Annotated in this window: 19 protein-coding genes; 13 read left to right on the forward strand and 6 right to left on the reverse strand. The window is 70.1% G+C overall.

The genetic code is table 11. The features are described 5' to 3' along the window. The 3 genes from G6021_RS13275 to sfnG form a co-directional block, all read right to left on the reverse strand. The coding region (locus G6021_RS13275) for an acyl-CoA dehydrogenase family protein (protein ID WP_182641493.1) at positions 1 to 1,187 on the reverse strand (1,187 nt) is incomplete at its 3' end. Then, positions 1,187 to 2,401 carry an acyl-CoA dehydrogenase family protein gene (locus G6021_RS13280; RefSeq protein ID WP_182610153.1) on the reverse strand — a complete coding sequence of 405 codons (1,215 nt, stop codon included), beginning with the start codon at positions 2,399 to 2,401 and terminating at the stop codon, positions 1,187 to 1,189. The genes G6021_RS13275 and G6021_RS13280, both read right to left, overlap by 1 nt. Positions 2,402 to 2,452: 51 nt before the next feature. Next, complete coding sequence (gene sfnG / locus G6021_RS13285) at positions 2,453 to 3,628, reverse strand: dimethylsulfone monooxygenase SfnG (RefSeq protein ID WP_182610152.1); 1,176 nt, start codon at positions 3,626 to 3,628, stop codon at positions 2,453 to 2,455. Between the two features lie 370 nt (positions 3,629 to 3,998). On the opposite strand from sfnG, the gene G6021_RS13290 reads away from it, so the two are divergent. Next, positions 3,999 to 4,457: an Hsp20/alpha crystallin family protein gene (locus tag G6021_RS13290; protein WP_107756271.1), complete on the forward strand. Its 459-nt coding sequence runs from the start codon at positions 3,999 to 4,001 to the stop codon at positions 4,455 to 4,457. A gap of 96 nt (positions 4,458 to 4,553) precedes the next feature. Here G6021_RS13290 and G6021_RS13295 read toward each other — a convergent pair whose 3' ends face one another. Beyond that, positions 4,554 to 6,179 (reverse strand): ATP-binding domain-containing protein, encoded by a 1,626-nt coding sequence (locus G6021_RS13295; protein ID WP_182610151.1) that lies wholly within the window; start codon positions 6,177 to 6,179, stop codon positions 4,554 to 4,556. A 156-nt stretch (positions 6,180 to 6,335) separates the two neighbouring features. On the opposite strand from G6021_RS13295, the gene G6021_RS13300 reads away from it, so the two are divergent. From G6021_RS13300 to G6021_RS13310, 3 genes are all read left to right on the forward strand, one after another. After that, positions 6,336 to 7,463: an ABC transporter permease gene (locus tag G6021_RS13300; protein WP_182641494.1), complete on the forward strand. Its 1,128-nt coding sequence runs from the start codon at positions 6,336 to 6,338 to the stop codon at positions 7,461 to 7,463. Beyond that, positions 7,460 to 8,164: an ABC transporter ATP-binding protein gene (locus G6021_RS13305; protein ID WP_179525120.1), complete on the forward strand. Its 705-nt coding sequence runs from the start codon at positions 7,460 to 7,462 to the stop codon at positions 8,162 to 8,164. Before G6021_RS13300 ends, G6021_RS13305 begins: the two co-directional genes overlap by 4 nt. A 77-nt stretch (positions 8,165 to 8,241) precedes the next feature. Further along, the gene (locus G6021_RS13310; RefSeq protein WP_182610150.1) at positions 8,242 to 8,784 is read left to right on the forward strand and encodes a TetR/AcrR family transcriptional regulator; all 543 of its coding nucleotides are present in this window, start codon (positions 8,242 to 8,244) and stop codon (positions 8,782 to 8,784) included. 63 nt (positions 8,785 to 8,847) lie between these two features. Here the strand turns inward: G6021_RS13310 and G6021_RS13315 are convergent, their stop codons facing one another. Beyond that, positions 8,848 to 10,095: a hypothetical protein gene (locus G6021_RS13315; RefSeq protein WP_179525118.1), complete on the reverse strand. Its 1,248-nt coding sequence runs from the start codon at positions 10,093 to 10,095 to the stop codon at positions 8,848 to 8,850. A gap of 168 nt (positions 10,096 to 10,263) precedes the next feature. Between G6021_RS13315 and G6021_RS13320 the strand changes: the two genes are divergently transcribed. From G6021_RS13320 to G6021_RS13360, 9 genes are all read left to right on the forward strand, one after another. Further along, positions 10,264 to 10,866, forward strand: coding sequence for a biotin transporter BioY (locus G6021_RS13320; RefSeq protein ID WP_179525117.1), 603 nt, complete (start codon positions 10,264 to 10,266; stop codon positions 10,864 to 10,866). Continuing rightward, positions 10,863 to 11,639 (forward strand): ABC transporter ATP-binding protein, encoded by a 777-nt coding sequence (locus tag G6021_RS13325; RefSeq protein WP_347238332.1) that lies wholly within the window; start codon positions 10,863 to 10,865, stop codon positions 11,637 to 11,639. The genes G6021_RS13320 and G6021_RS13325 overlap by 4 nt, the downstream gene beginning before the upstream one ends. After that, entirely contained in the window at positions 11,640 to 12,239 is a 600-nt protein-coding gene (locus G6021_RS13330) for an energy-coupling factor transporter transmembrane protein EcfT (RefSeq protein ID WP_182615429.1), read from the forward strand. It abuts the gene before it with no gap. 143 nt (positions 12,240 to 12,382) lie between these two features. Next, positions 12,383 to 13,879 (forward strand): DUF3375 domain-containing protein, encoded by a 1,497-nt coding sequence (locus G6021_RS13335; RefSeq protein ID WP_182610149.1) that lies wholly within the window; start codon positions 12,383 to 12,385, stop codon positions 13,877 to 13,879. After that, positions 13,876 to 14,589, forward strand: coding sequence for a DUF4194 domain-containing protein (locus G6021_RS13340; protein ID WP_347238331.1), 714 nt, complete (start codon positions 13,876 to 13,878; stop codon positions 14,587 to 14,589). The genes G6021_RS13335 and G6021_RS13340 overlap by 4 nt, the downstream gene beginning before the upstream one ends. Continuing rightward, positions 14,579 to 17,308, forward strand: coding sequence for an ATP-binding protein (locus G6021_RS13345; protein ID WP_182610148.1), 2,730 nt, complete (start codon positions 14,579 to 14,581; stop codon positions 17,306 to 17,308). Before G6021_RS13340 ends, G6021_RS13345 begins: the two co-directional genes overlap by 11 nt. Before the next feature lie 12 nt (positions 17,309 to 17,320). Next, a complete protein-coding gene (locus G6021_RS13350) occupies positions 17,321 to 17,911 on the forward strand; it encodes an SbcC/MukB-like Walker B domain-containing protein (protein WP_182610147.1) in 591 nt (196 codons plus the stop codon). Further along, a complete protein-coding gene (locus G6021_RS13355; protein ID WP_182610146.1) occupies positions 17,911 to 19,110 on the forward strand; it encodes a Wadjet anti-phage system protein JetD domain-containing protein in 1,200 nt (399 codons plus the stop codon). Before G6021_RS13350 ends, G6021_RS13355 begins: the two co-directional genes overlap by 1 nt. A 367-nt stretch (positions 19,111 to 19,477) precedes the next feature. Beyond that, positions 19,478 to 20,197 carry a phosphodiesterase gene (locus G6021_RS13360; protein WP_187700712.1) on the forward strand — a complete coding sequence of 240 codons (720 nt, stop codon included), beginning with the start codon at positions 19,478 to 19,480 and terminating at the stop codon, positions 20,195 to 20,197. Between the two features lie 13 nt (positions 20,198 to 20,210). On the opposite strand, the gene G6021_RS13365 is transcribed toward G6021_RS13360, so the two are convergent. Continuing rightward, positions 20,211 to 20,675, reverse strand: a 465-nt coding sequence (locus G6021_RS13365) for an SIP domain-containing protein (RefSeq protein WP_182641495.1), incomplete at its 5' end; no start/stop codon positions are given.

Raw genomic sequence — 20,675 nt, forward strand, 5'->3', positions numbered from 1 at the left:
AAGGTGCCGTGGCTGGGCGGCCGAACCCTGTCCAGGGCCCACCGGCCCAGGTGGTGGAGCTTCCACCTCTCCGGGTCATGAAGGGTGTGGGTTCGGGCGTCGCGCCAGTACCGGGACAGGTTGGCCGATCCGGCGGCGGTGCGCGTGCCTCCGAAGTCGAACAGCTCCGAACCCGCCCGACGCGCAGCTCGACCCGCGGCCACCTTCGCGGCGGCCGTGGCCAGGGACGCCTCAGCGACGGCCCGGGCACCGGGTGTGGTCTCGGCGTGGTGGATCCGCTCCCCCGCCACCACGAGTAGTGCCTCCGCCGACCGCACGGCCAGCTCGAGGTCACCGGCCTGGGCGATGAGGAGCGGATCGTCGGCCGCCCGGTCGACGGCGGCCTCGAACCACGGTCTGGCCTTCTCGGCGAGGCCGGCGATCGTGTCGACCGCACCCCGCGCGAGCCCGGTGTCGATCGCCGCGTGCAGCAGTTGCGCGCTGGTCCCGTACGTGCTCGGCCGGGCCAGGAGCCCGGTGTAGTCCAGCACCAGATCCGGATCCACCGCCACGTCGTCCAGGTCGACCGTTCCGCTACTGGTGGTGCGTTGACCGAAGGCGTCCCAGTCGGTGCCGATGGTCACCCCTTCCGCGCCCGCCGGAACATAGGCGATGACGCTGCCGCCGTCCGGCCCGAGCGCCCGCACCGCCAGGATGTCCGCGAAGGTCGCACCGGTGCAGTAGAACTTGGTGCCCGAGAGCACCAGCCGTCCCGTGCTGCGGCGTAGTGCGGTGGAATCGTCCCGCGTCGTCCTTCCCCCGAGTTCGGTCTGGGCGTTGGCGACCAGGGCACCATGAAGCACACGCTCGGACAATGATCGCCGCAGGACGTCCGAACCCCCGCGCCAAGCGGCGTCGAGGAACGTGAAATGGCTCTGCGGGATCTGCGCGAGGCTCCCGTCGGCGGCGGCGATCGTGGCGGTGACCGCCGCGACGGTGGAGACGGGCAGACCCGGACCCCCGTACTCCGTGGGTACCGTCAGTGCGAACAGGCCTGCGGCTGACAGCGCCTCCACCTGCTCGACGGGCAGCGCCTTCTCGGCATCACGCACGCTCGCACCCGCGGCGACGGCGGGGGCGAGCGCGCGCGCCGTGGCGATGGCGGACTCGCTCGTGATGGCTTCTCTTTCGCTGACGCCGAGCGCCATCAGCTGTACAGGGTGAAGGCCGGAGCGGTGTGGTTCAACGTCCAGTCCCCGATCTCTCGCGCCTTGTAGGCCACCGGGTCGTGCACCGTGTGGGTGCGCAGGTTCCGCCAGTGCCGGTCGAAGCCGTAGGTACTGGACGTGGCCCGTGCTCCCTGGATCTCGAACAGGCGCGAGGCCACCTCGAGCGAGACCTTGGTGGTGACGAACTTGGCTTCCGCGATCGCGATCGCGGTCTCGGCGCGTTGCTCCGCACTGAGGCCCGGGCCGAAGTCCAGAGCCTGCTGCAAGGCGGCACCGGCCCGGTCGGCCAACAGAGCCGCGCCGGTGATCCGTGCCCGTTGTTCACCGATCAGTTCAAGGATGTACGGGTCCTCGGTCGCCGAGTCGAGTCCGGAGGTCTCCCACGGGCTCGCGTTGAGTCTCGTCCAGTCGAGCGCCTCGGTGAACGCACCCTCGGCGGTGCCGATGTAGAAGTTGACGAACGCCAGCTGCCAGTGCGGTGTCACCAGCGTCTGATACGGCGAGAACCCGGGCGGGGAGTCCGGATCGCCCAGGATCTCGTGGCGTTCCACCCGGGTATTGCGGAATTCGACTCCTCCGGAGTCGGTCAGCCGTTGGCCGATGGCGTCCCAGTCGCCGTCGGGCTCGAACCCGGGGCGATCGGTGGGCAGGGTGAGGAACACCAGGTCGCCCTGGAACGACGCGGTGACCGAGAGTTGGTCGGCCACGCTCGCGCCCGATGCGAATGTCCGGCGCCCGTTCAGCCGGAAGGCGTCGCCGTCACGGGTGAGCTCCAGGCCGTCGGCTCCCCGCGGGTTCTGGACGCCGCCCCAGAACAGCTTCTCCTCCGCGTTGCGTCGTGAGAGTGCCTCGGCCTGCTCGGGCGTACCGAACAGGTGCGGGATCCGCTGTTGGGCGTAGTGATACCCGATGAGGTGGGCAATGGAGGTGTCGCCGCGCGCGATACGGCGGGTGATGTGCTGAGACTGTGCGAAATCCAGTCCCGAGCCGCCGAACTCGACGGGCTCGCCCACCTGCAGCAGGTCGTGCCGGCGGAGCAGGTCGATCTCGGCGGTGGGCGCGGCGTTCGCGCGGTCACGTTCAGCTGCGGTCACGCCCAGTTCCGCGGCGACCAGATCGGCCCGCCGGAGAGCGTCGTCGAATGCGGTCTGGTCGCCCGAGGTGCGCTGCCCTGAGTTGATGGTGGATGTCATCGGTGTCGTCCTTCTGTGATCGGGGAACGGGTGGGCTCGGGCTGAGTCGTGTCAGGTGGCGGGGACGAGGACGCCGTTACGGGCGAGTTCGGACTCGAGCCGCCCGCTGGCGAGCAGGTCTGCCTCGAGTTCGCGGACGAGCGGAAGGATGGTGGCACCGAAGTACTCCACGTCGTCGATGCAGTGCAGGAAACCGAGGAGGAAGAGGTTCACACCCCGCGTCTTGTAGGCGACGATCCGCTCGGCGATCTGCTCGGGGGTGCCGATGAGTCCGGTCCGGAAGCCGTCGTTGTACTGCACGAGGTCCGAGAACTCAGAGTCCTGCCACATCCCCTTGCCGTCGCCGGTCGCACTCCCGGCCTGTCTGACGGCGGATCCGAACCCCTCGACCGCCTCGCGGTCGGCCTTGGCGACGATCTCGCGGAGGACATCGCGGGCCTCGACCTCGGAGTCGCGACCGATGAGAAAGCCGTTGAGCCCGAACTTGACGGTGCGACCGTGCAGGGCGGCCTCGGTGGTCACCTCGACCACCTGCTCGGTGAGTCCGTCGAAGTCCTTGCCGTTGCTGAAGTACCAGTCGGAGACCCGGCCGGCCATGACCCGGGCGGCCGTGGAGTTCCCACCCTGGAAGATCTCGGGATGGGGCCGGCCCGGAATGTCGAGCGGCTTCGGTCTGAGGTCGAAGTCGTGCAGGCGGTAGAAGTCGCCGGTGAACTCCGCGTGGTCGTCGGTCCAGATGGTGCGGAGGTATCTGATGAACTCCTCGGCTCGGCGGTATCGCTCGTCGTGTTCCAGCCACGGCTCACCCAGCTTGGTGAACTCGTCCTTGAACCAGCCGGACACCACGTTGACCGCGGCGCGGCCGTTCGAGAGATGGTCCGCGGTGGCGAGCCACTTCGCCAGGACACCCGGTTGCCACAATCCCGGGTGGACAGCGGCGATGACCTTCAACCGCTCGGTCGCGAGAAGCAGCGCCAACGAGAAACTCGTCGACTCCTGCTGGTACGCGGCTCCGTAGGACGCGATGTACCGGACCTGGGTGAGCGCGTAGTCGAACCCGTTGTTCTCCGCGGCGACCGCCAGACGCCGGTTGTAGTCGTAACTCCAGTCGGTACGCTGCTCGATCGTCGACACGACCAGCCCTCCGCTCACGTTGGGCACCCAGTAGGCGAACTGCAGTGGTGCGGCGGCGGTCTCGAACTGTTGCTCAGGACTGATTTCGGGCATGGCTGATCAGGACTCCTCACGAGTTGGTCGGGGACTAAGGCGCACCGGCTCACCGGGCGATCGAGGTCCTCGCCTCGCCGGTGCTGCGGCCGTGCGGTAAGTCTGCGCACTGAGGCCGCCGACGTCGACGATTCGAATCTCGGTGGTGCTATTGGCAGTGGATCGCCGGGATCAGGAGCCGCCCCCGGACAGCGTCGGAGAACCCGGCGTCACGACGCGCGCGCCACGTCTGAATCATCGGGTCCCGCCTGTATCCGACTGAGACAACTCCGAGACCTGAGTCGGGAATACTCAACTACGGCGGTGAGTTGAACCGTGTGCGATCCCGGAGACGCCGGGCGCATCCCGACCAGTCCTGAAGGAGACCATCATGGCCACCACCACCCGTTTCGATCCGTTCCGTGAGCTCGATCGCCTCCTGGGCGAGGGGCTGCGCAGCGCGACCGCCTCCACCTCGCTGCCGATGGACCTGTACAAGGAGGGCGATCGCTTCGTGGGCCTCATCGACCTGCCGGGCGTCGATCCCTCCAGCATCGACATCGACGTGGAGGACCGCACGCTCACCGTCCGTGCCGAACGCCGCGCGCCCGCGGAGGGTGATGCCCAGTGGCTCATGCATGAGCGTCAGTCGGGCACCTTCGCCCGGCAGCTCGCCCTGGGCAAGGGCCTGGCGACCGACAAGATCGAGGCCGACTACAGCGACGGCGTGCTGCGCCTGGTGATCCCCGTGGCCGAGGAGGCCCAGCCGCGCAAGATCTCCGTCTCCCACGGCGCCCGGAAGGCCGAGCAGGCAGAGATCGTCGAGGGTTCCGCCGACCTCGGGAGCTGACCGCGGTTCTCGTGTCCACCTGACCACCGCCCGGCCCCCCACCAGGCCGGGCGGTGGTTCTCATCCGGCTCGCGCACCCCGGCCGCGTCCACGCGCTCACCTGCCGCCGCACGGCGCACCGGGATCACCCACCACCACCAGTACATCCGTCGCCCGGGACAGCCCCACGTACACCCTCTCGCGGACCCGGTCCATGCCGTCGTGGTGGTTGCACACCAGCACCACGGCGCGGCGCTCCAGGCCCTTGAACCCGAGCACGTGGCCGTAGAAGATGTCCTCGCCACTCCAGAACGTCTCCCAGTAGGTGTCATTCCCGCCATCCTGCAACTCGACCTGCATCGGGTGCCGCGATCCGGTGGTCAACAACGCGACGTCCCGCGATTCCCAGCCCTCGTCGAGCAGTCGCATGGCCTCGTCGTCGCCGGCCGCCACGGGGTCGGTGCCCTCCGGCACCTCGACGTAACGGACCGCGGGCCCCGAGCCGCCGCGCAGCTCCATCCGTTGTCCCACCAGGGGCAGGAAGGCACTGGCGATCTGACGCGTGTTACGCAGATTGTGATCGAGCACCAGCGGCACCAGGTCGACGGGCGGCCGACCGGTCCGCTGGAACACGCTCTGCCCGGCGTCGCCGACGATCATGAGACGGCCGAGCTCACGATCGCGCAGTGCACCGATCACCGGACGCCACCAGCTGTCGGCGAAGTCCTGGGCCTCGTCCACGATCACGGCGTCGAACCTCTTGCCGTCGGGCAGTTCGTCGGCGAGCTCCGCCATGAGGCGCGGGAGCTCCTCCTCCCACCACCGGACCGTCTCCTCGGACCGCACCCGCTCGTCGGGCCCGGCAGGAGCTCCCCACTCGACGCCCAGCGCGTGGAACTCCCCCACGTACGCAGGCCGTTCGCGTCTCGTCCATCCGCTCGTGACGCGTCTGAGGTATCCCGCGAGGCCGTGCGAGTAGCAGATCAACGCGACGCGCTGCCCGGCCCTCGACAGACGCCGCGCCTGCTCGAGTGCGAGGTAGGTCTTGCCGCTGCCCGCGCCACCACGGATCTCCACGCGCGGCAGCGCGTCGACCGCCCGGAGGAGCACCGATTGCTCGCGGGTGAGCGCGTCGGCGATGTCGGCGTTCTCCGCGGCGCGGGCCACCACATCCCGCTGCGGCAGTCCCCGGCCGCCGAGGACGTCCGCGAGGCGGGTGACGGTGTCCGCGGCGAGGAAGGGTCGATCCCTCGGCCCGGAGTTCCGCGCGAGACGGTAGGCGAGGGTGGCGAGCTGGTCGAGTTGATCACGATCGACGATTCGTTCGCGCTGTATGTCGGGACGTGCGAAATCCCCCGGGATCGAAGCGTGGGGGAAGACCAGCATGTGGGTCCAACGCTGGTGCTGCCGCGGCCATCGTGGGTCCGCGTCGACATGACCACGCAGGGCGTAGAGGGCATCTCGACACTGGGTGACGGGATCGATCGTGTGCTGCTTGCCGCCGGTCCCCTGTCGCCACCGGCCGTCCTCGATCGTGATCGATCCCGCCTTGATCTCCATCGCCACGATCCCCGCCCCGGGCATGGCCACGAGGACGTCCACCTCGTGCTCCTTCTCCGCGGTGGAGACGCGCTGCCCCACCACGATCAGGCTGTCGTCGGAGAGTTGATCGCGCAGGAGCTCGACGACCTTCTCCTCGGAGGGGTGGCCGTAGACGGGAGTGTCGGGAATGACGCGGGGCATGTTCCAGGAGTACCCGCCCGCGCCTGCGGATCGGGTCGAATCGCCGGGTCCTGCCGACACCGCACCGCGGTGAGACCTTCGCGACACCGTGTCAGCATGATACTGACATGGTGTTAGCATCTTCCCCGTTCCCGATGTCGATGCCGGAAGGCCTCCATGTTTCTCGCCCTACGCGAACTGACCTTCGCGCGATCCCGATTCACCCTGATGGGCTCCGTCGTGGCCCTGATCAGCGTCCTCATGGTTCTCCTCGCCGGGCTGTCCTCGGGACTGGTCAACGACGGCGTCTCCGGCCTGCAGCGCATGCCCGTCCAGGCCGTCGCGTTCGCTCCCGAGACCCGCACCGACTCGGCGTTCACCCGATCCGTGGTCGGGCCCGACCAGGTCGAGGCCTGGGCCGCACGACCCGACGTGTCGGTGGCCACACCGATGGGTCTGTCGATCATCAACGCCAGGACCTCCTCCGGGACCCCGGTGGACCTCACCCTCATCGGCGCGGACCCAGAGGGCCCGCTCGTTCCCGAGGTGGCCGAGGGCCGGGCGCCCGCGTCCGACGGGGAGATCCTCATCAGCGCCACCGCCGCCGATTCCGTCGGCCCGGGCGACACGGTGACGGTCGACCGACTGGGGATCCCCCTCGAGGTCGTCGGCATCGCGGCCGCCCAGCACACCTTCGGCCACGTCGACATGGCCTTCACCACCCTGGCCACGTGGCAGGACGTGCACGCCGGCACCCGCTTCGGCGAGGAGTCGCGCGCCGGCGCCCGTGAGGAGTACAGCGTCGTGGCCCTCGCCGGGGTCGACGGCGAGTTGCCCGACCTGGCCACCGGCGATGCCGCGGCCGACACCTCGGCGCGCACCCTGGAGGAGTCGTTCGACTCCTCGCCCGGATACCAGGCCGAGATGATGACGATGTCGATGATCACCTGGTTCCTGTACGCCATCTCAGCGCTGGTCGTCGGTGCGTTCTTCGCCATCCTCACCGTCCAGCGATCCCGCGAGATCGCTGTCCTGCGCGCCATGGGCGCCTCGACCGTGCGACTCCTGGGCGACGCGATCGGGCAGGCCTTCATCCTGCTGGCGGGGTCCATCGCGGTCGGTGTGGCCATCGGCGTGGGAGTGGGGTCGTTCCTGGTGGGCACCGGCATGCCGTTCGCCCTCGAGACCGGACCCATCGCACTCGGAGCCGCCCTCCTCCTGACTCTGGGACTGGTCGGCGCCACCCTCGCCACCATCCGCATCACCGCCGTCGACCCGCACAGCGCACCGGGAGAGAACCGATGACCACCACCACACACACCGGCGACGCCTCCACCCCGGGCCTTCGCCTGAGCGGTGTCGAATTGACCTTCCGGGACGGCGACCAGACCGTCTACGCGCTGGCCGGTGTCGACGTCGAGGTGGCCCGTGGCGAGGTCCTGGCCGTGGTCGGCCCCTCCGGAGCGGGCAAGTCGAGCCTCCTGGCCGTGGCCGGCGGACTGCTGTCCCCGACCTCAGGCACCGTCGAGGTGGGCGGCCGCGACATCACCGGTCTCGGTCGCCGGGACCTCACCCGGTTCCGGCGCGACCACGTCGGGTTCGTGTTCCAGTCCGGCAACCTTGTGCCCGCTCTCACCGCGCGCGACCAACTCCGGCTCGTGGGAACACTCGGCGGAGACCGGTCCCGGCGTCGCGATCCCGACCACCTGCTCGAGGCCGTCGGTCTGACCCACCGCGCGCGCCGCCGCCCGGCCACCATGTCCGGCGGCGAGCGTCAGCGGGTGGGCATCGCCCGCGCCCTGATGTCCTCGCCGGATCTGCTGCTGGTGGACGAACCCACCGCCGCGCTGGATCGCAGGACCAGCCACGACGTGGTGCGCCTGCTCGCGGAGGAGACCCATCAGAACGGCGTCGCGACGGTTCTGGTCACGCACGACCACGAGATCCTCGAACACTGCGACCGGGTCCTGGAGATGGTCGACGGGCGGCTGCACGCGCACGTGTGACCTGATGGACACGTATGATCGGGCCTCCGCCGAGAAGGTGACGGGAGACCGACATTCCACGTATCGACGCCCCCACCGTGGGCGAACACCGGGACGCCAAGCGTCGGGCCCTGCTCGACGCGGCCCGGTCGATGCTCTCCGAGGCCCCCGGTACCCCTCCCGACATCAACGAGCTGACCGCCCGGGCGGGCATGACACGGTCGAACTTCTACACCTACTTCTCCTCGCGCGCGGAGTTGGTCGTCGCCGTGGCGGAGGACCTCATGCCACGGTGGATCGACACCGTCACGGGAGCAGTGCGTGACGCAGGCGGCGGCCGCCGGGGGGTCGTGGCCTACGTGCACACCACCCTGGATCTGGTCGCCGCCGGTGACCACGCGATCCTCACCGCGCTGGCCGCGCAGCTCCCCGACGGCCCGGCGCGCGAGCGGCTGACCCGGATGCACACCGAGATGACCACCCCACTGCGCGAATCGCTCGCCGAGTCCTCCCGATCCGATCCACAGTTGACCACCGAGCTGGTCATGGCCGTGACGTTCAAGGCCTCCGAACTCATCGAGGGCGGGCGGCCACTGGACGAGGTACTCACCGCGGTGGACGCCCTGATCGATCCGCCCTGATCGATCCGCCCGGGTGAAAGGCGAGGTGGCACGGCGACGGGGTCGTGTCCCACGAGTCGTGCGTCACCCCGGCCCGATCGCCCACCCCGTCGTCATCTGCCCGGCGAACACCGGCAGCCGCGCGAGGATCCGGTTCTGCTCGGCCCGCGGCCGGAAGCCCACGTCCAGGTAGCCCGGCGCCTCCGCCGGCCGGTCGCGCACGAGCGACCGGAACGCCGGCACGAGATCCTGCTCGATGTACTCCCAGCGCGGTTCCCTGTCGGCCCAGTTGAACGCGGGCAGCGGGGTGTGCAGCACCGTCGGTCGGCCGTTGACGTCCGCGCGCACCGACAGCGGGCGGAACCCACCCAGGGTGGAGGCCCCGGGGATATCGGGGGAGCCGCCCACCGTGGTGATGTAGGTGAGCACCCGACCGACGTCCCCTCGGCCGGCCGCCGTCGCGTCCCACTGGTCGGCGATGATCTGGTTCTGCTCCCGCGACGCCATCCGCAGCAGCGCCTCCGACCTGCCGTCCGGTGAGCCCTCGTCGAGTCCCCGCCAGGCCTCGAGCGCGTACTCGTCATACGCCCCGCCCGCCGCGAGTTCCCTGACCGCCGGCAACCCCCCTGCCAGGTAGGCCTCATGCATCGGGACCATGTCCATGAAGATGTTGCGCTGCATGATCAGCAGCCGGTGCAGGTACCAGTCCACGTCCGGTCGCGTGAGCGTCGGACCGGCGGTGGCCAGTAATCTCACGTCGCGCGGCATCCCGGCCGCCAGCTCCCACGGCACTCCACCGAGGGCGTCACCGACCCCGGTACCCACCTCGTGCACCCCGGGCACGCTGAGCACGCCCCCCACCTCGTCGAGGTCCCAGAACCCGGCGGCGAACGACATCCCGGCCATCCCGGCCATCCCGGTCCACCAGAACCCGTCGTGGGAGTTGTACAGCCGCAGGTAGTTCACGTACACCTTGTCGACCGTCTCCAGGTTCGCCTCCAGCCCCCGGGCCGGCTCCCACTCGTCGAGGTCGATCCCCGCGTTCTGGGCACCGACGACCAGCCAGTACTGGCGGGCCAGGGTCCCGTATCGCTCCGGCGCCACGCCCGCGGCCCGCACCACGTCCAGCGCCGCCCCCAACTCGTCGCGATCGGTGGTCATGGAGGTGGAGAAGCCTCCCGCCGACTCACCGTGCGGGTTGTCGGCCGCGACGTCCAGGTAGACGGCATAGGGTTGCGCGCTGACGTGGGCCGGCAGGTGGACGAACGCCAGGACGGCCACGAGGAATGCGGCGATGACCTCGCCGAAGACGCGTTGGGATCGAGTCGTCACTGGTCCCCCGAACCGCTGGATGTGATTCAGGTCACTCTAAGCCAGTCCGGCCGGGCCCGCGACCGGACACGCGGAGCCGCCCACCCCGATGAGGCGGTTCGGGGTGACAGGGGCAACAATGAACCCCGTCCATCGTCGATCAGCTTTCCAGGTGACAAGGAAGTCCACGTGAGCACCTCCATCGATCAGGCCCCGGCCCGGAGCGCAACCCGAGATCTCGCCCAGATCGCGGTGTTCGCCGCCCTCATCGTCGTCCTCGGTCTCCCCGGTCAGATCAGCATCGGCTCCGCCGGGGTGCCGATCACGCTGCAGACGCTCGGCGTCATGCTCGCCGGCGCCCTTCTGGGCTGGCGCAAGGGACTGCTGTCGGTCCTCGCGGTGATCGTGATCGGTCTCGCGCTGCCCGTCCTCGCCGGCGGTCGCACCACCCTCACCGCGCTGGCCAGTCCCACCGCGGGTTTCCTCATCGGCTGGCTCCCGGCCGTCGTCGTGATCGGCCTGCTCACCGCGATGCTGATGCCGCGGTACCGGCTGATCCCCGGGCTGCTCATCAACATCCTCGGCGGCATCGTGGTCATCTACGCCTTCGGCGTGGTGGGCATGCTGATCCGCACCGAGCTGACGTTGACGGCCGCGATCGCGGCGAACGGCGTCTTCCTCCCCGGCGACCTCGTCAAGGCGGTCATCACGGCGGTCGTCGCCGTGCAGGTCCACAAGGCGCGGCCCGGTCTGATCGCCCCGCTGCGTGGGCGTCGTCCGACCCCCGCGTGACCGACCCCCGCGTGGCCGACGACCGAGGCACCGAGATCCGCTTCGACGGCGTCAACCACGCCTACGGTGACCGGACCGTCCTCGCCGACATCGATCTCGTGCTGTCCGAGCGGCGAATCGGGATCGTCGGCGTCAACGGCGGGGGCAAGTCGACGCTCGCGCGGATGATCAACGGGCTGGTCGTCCCCACCTCGGGCACGGTGACCGTCGACGGCCTCGACACGCGCCGCAAGGGCGCGCAGGTGCGCCGCCGGGTCGGCTTCTGCTTCACCGATCCCGACACCCAGATCGTCATGCCCACCGTGGCGGAGGACGTCGAGTTCTCCCTGCGCCGATCGGGCCTGAACCGCGAGGATCGACGACGACGGGTCGACCAGGTACTCGCCACCTACAACCTCTCCGATCACGCCGATCACCCCTGCCACCTCCTGTCCGGCGGTCAGAAGCAACTACTCGCCCTGGCGGCGGTGCTGGTGATCGAGCCCTCGGTGATCGTGGCCGACGAACCCACCACCCTGCTCGACCTCCGCAACCGCGCGCTGGTGGCCGAGACCTTCGCCGGACTCCCCCAGCAGCTCGTGGTGGTGACCCACGACCTGGACCTGGTGGCCGACTTCGACCGCGTGCTGGTGGTGGACGGCGGCCGGGTGGTGATCGACGACGCCCCCACGGCCGCGCTGTCGGGGTACCGCCGGATCGCGCTGCGTCCGGGCTCGGGTACCGGATCGGGATCGGGATCGGGATCGGATACCGCTTCGGGGCCGGGGGTCTAGGTGTTCGCCACCTACCAACCCGGGCACTCGCTGCTCCACCGCCTGCCGGCGGGCCTGAAGATCCTCCTGGTCTGCGCGCTGATCCTCGCGGTGTCGCTGTCGGTGCGGGACGCCTGGCACGTGCTGCCCGCGCTGGGGTTCGCCGCGGCGCTCTATGCGATCGGGCGCATCCGGCCGCGCGCCGCCTGGGACCAGGTGCGTCCGGTGCTGCCGATGTTGCTCGCGATCCTGGTGTTGCAGTGGATCGTCGCCGACCTCGACACCGCTCTGCGCGTGAGCGGTGCGCTTCTGGTGGCGGTGGCGGTGGCGGGCCTCGTCGCGCTGACCACCAGGGTCTCGGACATGCTCGACGCGGTCACCCGGGCCGCCCAGCCACTGCGCCGCGTCGGGGTCTCGCCGGATCGGGTGGCGCTCGTACTGGTCCTGACGATCCGGGCGATCCCCCTGCTCGCCCGGCAGCTCCGGCAGGTGACCGAGGCCCGCAAGGCGCGCGGTCTGGGCATGTCGATCAGGGCGCTGGTCGTACCCACCGTCCTCGGGGCGCTCACCACGGCCGACCAGCTCGGCGACGCGTTGGCGGCCCGCGGCGTCGACGACTGAGCGCCCCGGCGGGGCGAACTCCGGGGCCGAGCCCACCCTCCTCGGCGAGTGGTCGCAAATACGCCGAGCGGGAGAATTCGCCCTGGGCAAACGCGATCGAAATCGACCACTCGCTGCCGCTGGCGTCGTACCCACATGCCACCATGAACGCCATGTCCGCGCTGGCCCGCTTCTTTGCCCTCACCCGGCTGAACGCGGAGTCTCCGACCCTCGCGCTGCTGCGCAGCCCGCTTTGGCCGCTGATTGTGGCGGTTCTGAGGGAGATGTTCGAGGGCTCCTCCCGCCGGGTGCCGTCAGCGGAGCTCTACGAGTTCCTCGACAGGACGTTGCTGGCGGTGCGCGACTCCGGTGCGGATCTTCCCGGGACCGCACAGTCCTACGTGCGGGCGTGGGTGGACGCCGGCTGGATGCTCAGGCGTCCAGGAACCGCCGCGACCGGCGAGACGGTAGAGCCCACACAGTCAGCCCTGGTGGCCGTGGACTTCCTCGACGGTCTGCAGACCCCGCGTCGCGGACTCACCGTGTCACGGGTCGAGACTCTGACCCGCCAGCTCGAGGACCTCGCCCGGGACACCGATCCATCGATCCAGGGCCGACTCGCGTCCCTCACCCGGGAGCGGGAGCGGATCGATGCCGCGATCGCACGCGTCGAGGCGGGCGAGGTCGAACTCGCGGATCCCGAGCAGGTCCGGGAGAAGGTGGCCGAGATCCTGCACGGCGCGGACGACATCCCCGCCGACTTCGCACGGGTCCGCGCTGAGTTCGACTCGCTCAACCAGGATCTTCGTCGTCGTCTCCTGGACCAGGACGGTGCCCGCGGCGACGTGCTCGACGCGGTCTTCGGGGGTGTCGATCTCATCGGTGACTCGGAGGCGGGTCGGAGTTTCTCGTCGTTCTACTCGGTCCTCCTCGACCCCGAGCGCTCCGCTTCGGTCGACGCGTGGATCAACGACATCCTGAGCCGACCGCAGGTGGCGGACCTCCCGCCGGCCGCGCGCCGCGAACTGCGCTCGCTGTTCGAGGAGATGGAATTGGCGGGCGCCGAGGTCAACGGTGTCCTCACGTCCCTGTCGCGGAGCCTTCGGCACTTCGTCGCGACCGATGCCTACGTCGAACACCGTCAGATGATCGCCCTGATCCGGTCAGCCCGGTCCGCCGCGGCCGAAGCCAGCAGGACGAATGCTGCCCGACCGACCACGTCGATGTCCGTCCCGCTCCGCCGGATCGGCATGTCCGTCCGATCGGTGAGCGCCCTGCGCCTGAGGAACCCCGGGGAGGAACGCGTGGCGGCGGAGGTCTCCCACCACGACACGGGCATGGCCGACCTCTCCGCACTCACCGCGCTCGTGCGCGCCTCGGAGATCGACGAGGTCGAACTCCGCGCCCATGTCGACGACGTGGTGAGCCGACTCGGACCGTCGTCCATCGGCACCGTCCTGCGCGAACACCCCGCCACCCAGGGCGTGGCGAGTGTGGTGGGCCTGCTCAACCTGGCCATCAGGGGCCACGTGCAGGCCCCACCGGACGCCCCGGACGCGACGGAGACCATCACGTGGACAGGCGCGGCCGGTTCCGAGCACACCGCCCGGATCCCTACGCTGGTGTTCACCGCCGACCGATCGAACGAGGAGAACACGTGACGGCTCCCCCGGGAGACGGTGCCCCGCCCACCGCCGCGTCGACCGATGCCCCGGCCGACGACCGCGAGGCGTTGTGGCCCGGAGACACCGGGACGCTGTCCTTCGCGTCCCGACGCGCGCTCGCCCGCCTGCTCACGGGTCTACTGGTGCAGGCGCATCGCCAGCCGGAGATCTGGGCAGCGGTCGTGTCCGACGAGCCCGCGCTCCGCTCAAGGCTCGCGGACGTGTTCCTCGACCTTGTCCTGGACCACGACGCCGGGATCGCGTTCACCCGTCAGGTCGACACCTCCGTCCACGTCGAGGTACCCGCTGTCCTCCGAACCGAGACCCTCTCCCATATGGACACCGTCCTACTCCTGCACCTGCGGTCGGAGTTGTCAGTGGCCCCGCCCGGCGAACGGGTGATCGTCGACCGCACCGACGTCGCCGAACAGATCGACGTCTATCGCCAGGTGATCGACTCCGACCGGGCCCGCTACACCCGAAAGTTCGACGCCTCGTGGAACCGGCTCAAGACGTACTCGCTGCTCACCGAGACCGAAACCGAGGGACGTGCCGAGGTGTCTCCGGTCCTCCGGCACCTCTTCGATGCCGACGTGGTGGCGGGTATCCGCGACGAGTACCGGGGGTTGATCGCCGCGCACGGCGATGCCTCCGACGAGGGCGCCTCCCTGTTCGACGACGACGAGGCGGACGACGATGCCGGATGATCTGAAGTTGCCCGGTATGCCGGAGCACCCCGGGCAGAGGCGGCTCTCGCGAATCCAGGTGTGCAACTGGGGCACGCTCGACGGGTATCACGACGTCGCGGTCCCCAGGAAGGGCTTCCTGGTCACCGGCGGTTCCGGCTCCGGCAAGTCGACCCTGATAGACGCGGTCTCCGCCGTACTCGTCCCGCCCGCTCACCTCCGGTTCAATGCGGCGGCCCAGGAAGAGGCCGGCCGGGGCTCCGGGCGCACGCTCGTCTCGTATCTCCGCGGCGCGTGGCGCCGAGGGGCCGACGGCGAGACGGGCGACCTCGCCTCCGTCTACCTTCGCCCCAAGGCCACTTTCTCGGCCATCGCGCTCACCTACTCGAACGGGACGGGGAGCAGTGTGACGCTGCTGCTCCTGCTCTACGCCCGTTCGGGCGACAACTCCGCGACCGGGATCAAGCGCCTCCACGGCGTCGCCGAGCACCCCTCCGACTCCCCCCTTGATCTGACGGAGATGTTCGGTCACCTGCGCAACGGGATCGACAAGCGAGCGCTCAAGCGCGAGTTCCCGGACATCAGGTTCCACGACAGCTATTCGGCCTTCGCCGCGGCGTTCCGGCGCCGGCTGGGCATCGCGTCGGAGGCCGCGCAGTTGCTCCTCCACCGGACTCTGTCCGCCAAATCCCTGTCCAGCCTCGATCAGCTCTTCCGGGACTTCATGCTCGACGAGCCGGACACGTTCGCCGTGGCCGACCGGGCTGTCGAGCAGTTCGCCGAACTGCGGGAAGCGCACCGGTCGGTGGTCGACGTCCGTAGACAGATCTCTCACCTCGAGCCGCTCGCGGACCTGAGTGCCTCACGGATCCAGGTGCTGGGGAGGGCCGAGGAACTCGACGCCGAGAGCTCGGCCTTCCCGGCCGTGCAGGTGGCCGTTACCACCGCGCTGGTCGAGGAGGAGCTGTCGACCGCGCGCGGAGCCCTCGTCGCCGCCGAGGCCGCCGTCGCCACTGCCCGTGATCAGCTCGACTCAGCCAGAACGACCAGCGACGACCTCCGCTCCCGGTTGCGGGGCAGTGCGGGCGCCGGGCGCGACGAGCTCGCGCGGGAGCTGGGCCGCGCGCTCGACCACGCAACGTCGGTGACCTCCCGTCGCGAACGGGCGGCCACGGAGCTCGAGCGACTCGGCGGCACACTTCCGGCCACCGCCGAGGACTTCGCCGTCCTCCTCGCCAGGCTCGACCGGGACGACGCGGACCAGGAAGCCGAGCGAGCGCGTGATCGGAAGAAGCTCCGCGAGGTCGCCGGGGACCTCAACGAGGAGTCGAGCACCCTCGCCCGTGTGACGGCCGACCTCCAGGCGCTGCTCCGTCACCGCTCGAACATTGATTCGCGCCTCTTGGCAGCGCGGGACCTGGTCTGTCGTGCGGCTGGGGCCAATCCCCGCGAACTCCCGTTCGCGGGCGAGTTGCTCGATGTGTCCTCCGAGCATGCGAGGTGGCGGCCGGCAGCCGAACGGGTGCTCTCCGGCTTCGCGCGGACGATGCTCGTCCCCGACCATCTCCGCGCCGCGGTCACGCGCGCGGTCAACGACACGCATCTGGGCATTCGGCTGGTCTACGAGGTCGTCGACACCACCGATGACTCGCCTGCCAAGAGGACCGGCCCGGACAGCCTGGTCCGAAAGATGGAGCCCGCCCCCGGTCCGTTCCAGCAGTGGATGCGTCGTCGACTCGCGAGCGAGTTCGACCTGACCTGCGTCGAGTCCTCCGACGAATTGGGCGCCCTGGAGCGGGCGGTCACCCTGCACGGCCTCATCAAGCGTGGTCGGAGGTTCGAGAAGGACGACCGACGCAGCATCGACGATCCGGCGGTCTTCCAGCTGGGTGGTCTCAACGACGCCAAGGTGGAGGCGCTCACCGCTCGGCGCGATCAGATCCAGTCCCGGATCGACTCCGCGGAGAGCCGGTGGGCGGCGCTGGAGAACCTCGACGCCGATCGACGCTCCCGGCAGCAGGCGGGAGCTGCGCTCCGCGGACTGCGGTGGGAGGAGATCGACTCGACCACCGCCCAACGACGGGCCGACGACGCCCGAGAGCGGCTCGACCGGTGGCGCGAGGCGCACCCGGAGGTTGCCGAGATGGAGCGGGAACTACGTGATGCCGAGGAGTTCCAGTCGCGGGCGCAATCGACATACGATGCGGCCACCGGTGACCGAGCAGTCGCGGCGAACCACGTCGCCGGGCTGCAGGCCCGCCTCGCGCAATTGGCCGAGCGTAGTGCCTCCGAAGAGTCCCACGGTGCTGCCGATCCCGACGCCGCCGACCGGATCCGCGCGCGCCTGTCCGCCGCCACACGCAGGCTGACGGCCGACAACGTGCAGGACGTATGTCAGCGGGCCGAACGCGCGATCGCGGTGGAGCAGTCGGCCACCGCCACCGAGCGCGACCGCATCCACCGGCGCATCACGGCGATCCTCACCTCATATCTCGAGATCTGGCCCACGATGAAGGCCGACCTCAAGTCGGACCCGGAGTTCGTCGGTGAGGCGGTGGAGGTGCTCGTCCGCCTGCGGCGGGACAGGTTGGCCGATTTCGAGGAACGCTTCCTCGGCCTCATCGGCGAGATGCAGACCCGCAACCTGGGCGAGCTCGCCCGCCGCATCCGCCGGGCCCGGTCGGAGATCGAAGCCAAGATCCGACCCGTCAACGAGTCCCTTCATCGATCGGAATTCTAGTCGGGACGCTGGTTGCAGATCGAGGTGCGGGACCGGCGCTCGGAGACCGTCACCGACTTCCTCGGTGACCTGGAAACGGCCCTGACCGGCGCACTCGACAGCCGCACCGTGGACGCCGCGGAGGCGGGTTTCGCCGTGATGTCACGTCTGCTCGACAAGCTCGGGTCGGCGGACGCCGGCGACCGTCGCTGGCGGCAGACGGTGCTGGACACCCGCAAGCACGTGGGGTTCATCGGCATCGAGATCGACGCCGACGGCGCCCCGACCAACTACCACGATTCCTCGTCCGGGCTGTCCGGCGGGCAGGCGCAGAAGCTGGTGTTCTTCTGCCTCGCCGCGGCGCTGCGCTTCCAGCTGGCCGACATCGACGCCGACGTCCCCGGCTACGGGACGGTCGTTCTGGACGAGGCGTTCGACCGCGCCGATCCCGAGTACACGCGTCGGGCGATGGACGTGTTCACCGACTTCGGTTTCCACATGGTCCTGGCCACCCCGCTCAAGCTCCTGCAGACCCTCGAGCCGTACATCGGCGGACTCGTGGTGGTGGGCAACGACGACGGCAGCCACTCCCGGATCGAGCGCGTCACCTGGGACGAGGCCTGATGGTGGGTACCCGCTCGGAGCCGCGCGACCCAGACCAACTGACGGCCGCGTGTGCCACCCGGTTCGCCCGGGTCCACCGTCGGTGGCTCGCCGACCCCTTCGGCGGGGACGCCGAGGTCGTCCGGTTCAGCACGGCGCCGCCGACCGCCGCGAACGCAGCCGAAGACCCCAGTGGGACAGCGGCGTGGATCAGGCGATGGCGCGAGTTCGAGAGCACCCATGGAGGACCCGATGTCCGGCTGACCTGGGCGGACCGCCGCCTGCCCGGGTTCGGGGTCGTACCGCTCCCGCAACGCGTTGAAGTGGTCGGCGCCGACACCATCGCCCACATCGCGGACCGGGCGTCGCGGTGGGCTCGGCTGCTGAACCGCACGCTCCGGATCATCGACCTCGGGCCCGATCACTCCATGCTGCGCCGCGCCGCCGCAGAGACCTCGGCCACCTGGGAGGACTGGGAGGAGGGCGCGTTCGACCAGCTCCTGGCAGTGTGCCGCTGGGCACTCGCGAACCCCACCGCCGGGCGTCGTGCCCGCGAGATCGCGGTCCCGGGGGTCGACACCAAGTGGATCGAGACCCGGACCCGGGTGGTCGAGGCTGTGCTCGACGCCGCTCGGGCCGGCGTCGACGACGCGGTCCGCGGGACGGCCACCGGGCTGGGATTGCTGGGCCCGGACGTCCGCATCCGCATGAGGGTGCTTGATCCGGACATCGCGTTCCCGTTGCGTGACGTCGAGAGCCCGGTCGATCAGCTCGCCACTCTGTGGCGTACCTCGGGGGGACCGCCTCACCTCGTCGTCGTCGAGAACCTCACCACCTTCCTCGCCCTGCCGGACCTCCCCGAGACCGTCGCGTTGTTCGGCCGGGGGTTCGCGGTCGACGCCGTCGCCGCCCTGCCCTGGGCACTCCGCGCTCACATCGCGTACTGGGGCGACCTCGACTCGCACGGCTTCGCGATCCTCGACCGTCTACGCCATCACGCCCCGCACGCCGTGAGCGTTCTCATGGACACCGAGACCCTGGACGCATGGCGCGAGTATGCGGTGCCCGACCCCTCGCCGACCCGGGCCGCGCCATCGCGCCTCACACCGGATGAGCTCGACGCGCTCGAGGCGCTGACGACCGGCGGGGACCTCCGGCTCGAGCAGGAGCGCATCCCCTGGGACTGGGCGCTCCCGCGCCTCCACGCAGTGTGGAGCTGAGCCCGGACACCGTCGGCCAGGTCCCCTGGGGTCGTCAGGGCAGTCCGCGGACCCACCACTCGATCACCATCTTCTGAACGCTTCACGCGACGCGGTGAGTTGCGGTGATCGGGTCGCGTCGCCCGCAGGGTCGATGACTGGATCAATCGGCGCGCCTAACTCCGGGGCCGAGTCCACCCTTTTCGGCGAGTGGTCGCAAGTACGCCGAGCGGGAGAATTCGCCCTGCGCAAACGCGATCGGAATCGACCACTCGGCGGGGGGGGTCGGCGGGGCGCGGTCGGCGCGGCGGTGCGGACGAGGCGCGGTCGGTCGAGCACTGCACGTAGCGCCGCTGTGTGAGACGCGGCGCTGAGTATCGTTGGGATCATGCCCCGCACCCATCGGAGAACCGCCCGCGGCACCTCCGCCCACGCCCCAGTCGACCGTCGCCCGGAGGCTTCCGCGGAGGTGGCCGTGCGCTCGTCCCCCGTCGCGGGTCTTCTCGGTTCGGTCTTCGGGGTCGCGGCGGCGGTGACGCGCCTGGCACGACCCAAGGCCCTGCACCCCAAGGGCATCGTCGCCCAGGCGACCCTGAGCGTGACCGGGGTCGGCCGAACCGGTTCACCACTCCTGGACATCACGGGCAGGTGGCCGGCGACGATCCGTTTCTCGCGCGCCGTGGGTCTGCCGGACGTCGTCCCCGACATCGGCGGGATGGCCATCCGCATCCACGCCGACCGCCCCGTCGACATCCTGCTCGCGAGCACGGGCCTGGGTCCGATCAGTCGTTACGTACTGACCACGGGATGGCGCACGACCGGCCGCACCATGACCTCGATGTTCCCCGTCAGGGTCGCCGGGCGGCAGCTGTTGTTGGCCGCCATCCCGACAGGCGACGGCGGCACGTGGACCCTCCAGCACGCCACTCCGCTGGGCAGATGGGAGACCCTCGGGCGTGTGACGGTGGACACCTGGGAGGACGACGACGAGAACCTGCACTTCGATCCGGTGGGGAACCGCCTGCCCGGATCGCGGTATCCGCGTCTGCTCGGCGCGTTGCGGGATCGGTCGTACCCGGCGCCCGACGAGGGCCCGGAGACGACCTGATCCGCCCGAGCGCTCAGGATTCGGCCGCACCCCTGCGCCAGTAGCCCATGAACGACACGGCCCCCTTGGGGATCCCGGCGCCGTCCACGGCGAGGCGGCGCATCGCGCGGACCAGCCCCGCCTCCCCGGCCAGGAACACATACGGGTCCCCGGCGGAGACGGTGGTGGCCGTCTGCCATTCCCGCTCGGCGGGACGGCGCCCGTCGAGGACCGACTCGACGCATCCCTGACCCACGCCCAACAGTCCGGCGAGGTGATGGACGAGCGCGTGTCCCCGCTCACCGGACCGCGAGAACAGGGTGACGGTCTCCGGCGCCTCGGCCGACAGCGCGAGCACGTCGGCCGGTGTCGGCAACTCCAGGACGATCCGGACCTCTCTCGTCCCCCGTGGCTCCGCGGCCAGCTCCCCGGCGATGGACAGCAGGGCCGGCGCCGCGGTCTCGTCACCCGCGCACACCACCCGGCCGGCGGCTCCGGG

This window comes from Dietzia sp. CW19 (genome assembly GCF_014145265.1).
GTDB classification, from domain to species: Bacteria; Actinomycetota; Actinomycetes; order Mycobacteriales; family Mycobacteriaceae; genus Dietzia; species Dietzia natronolimnaea.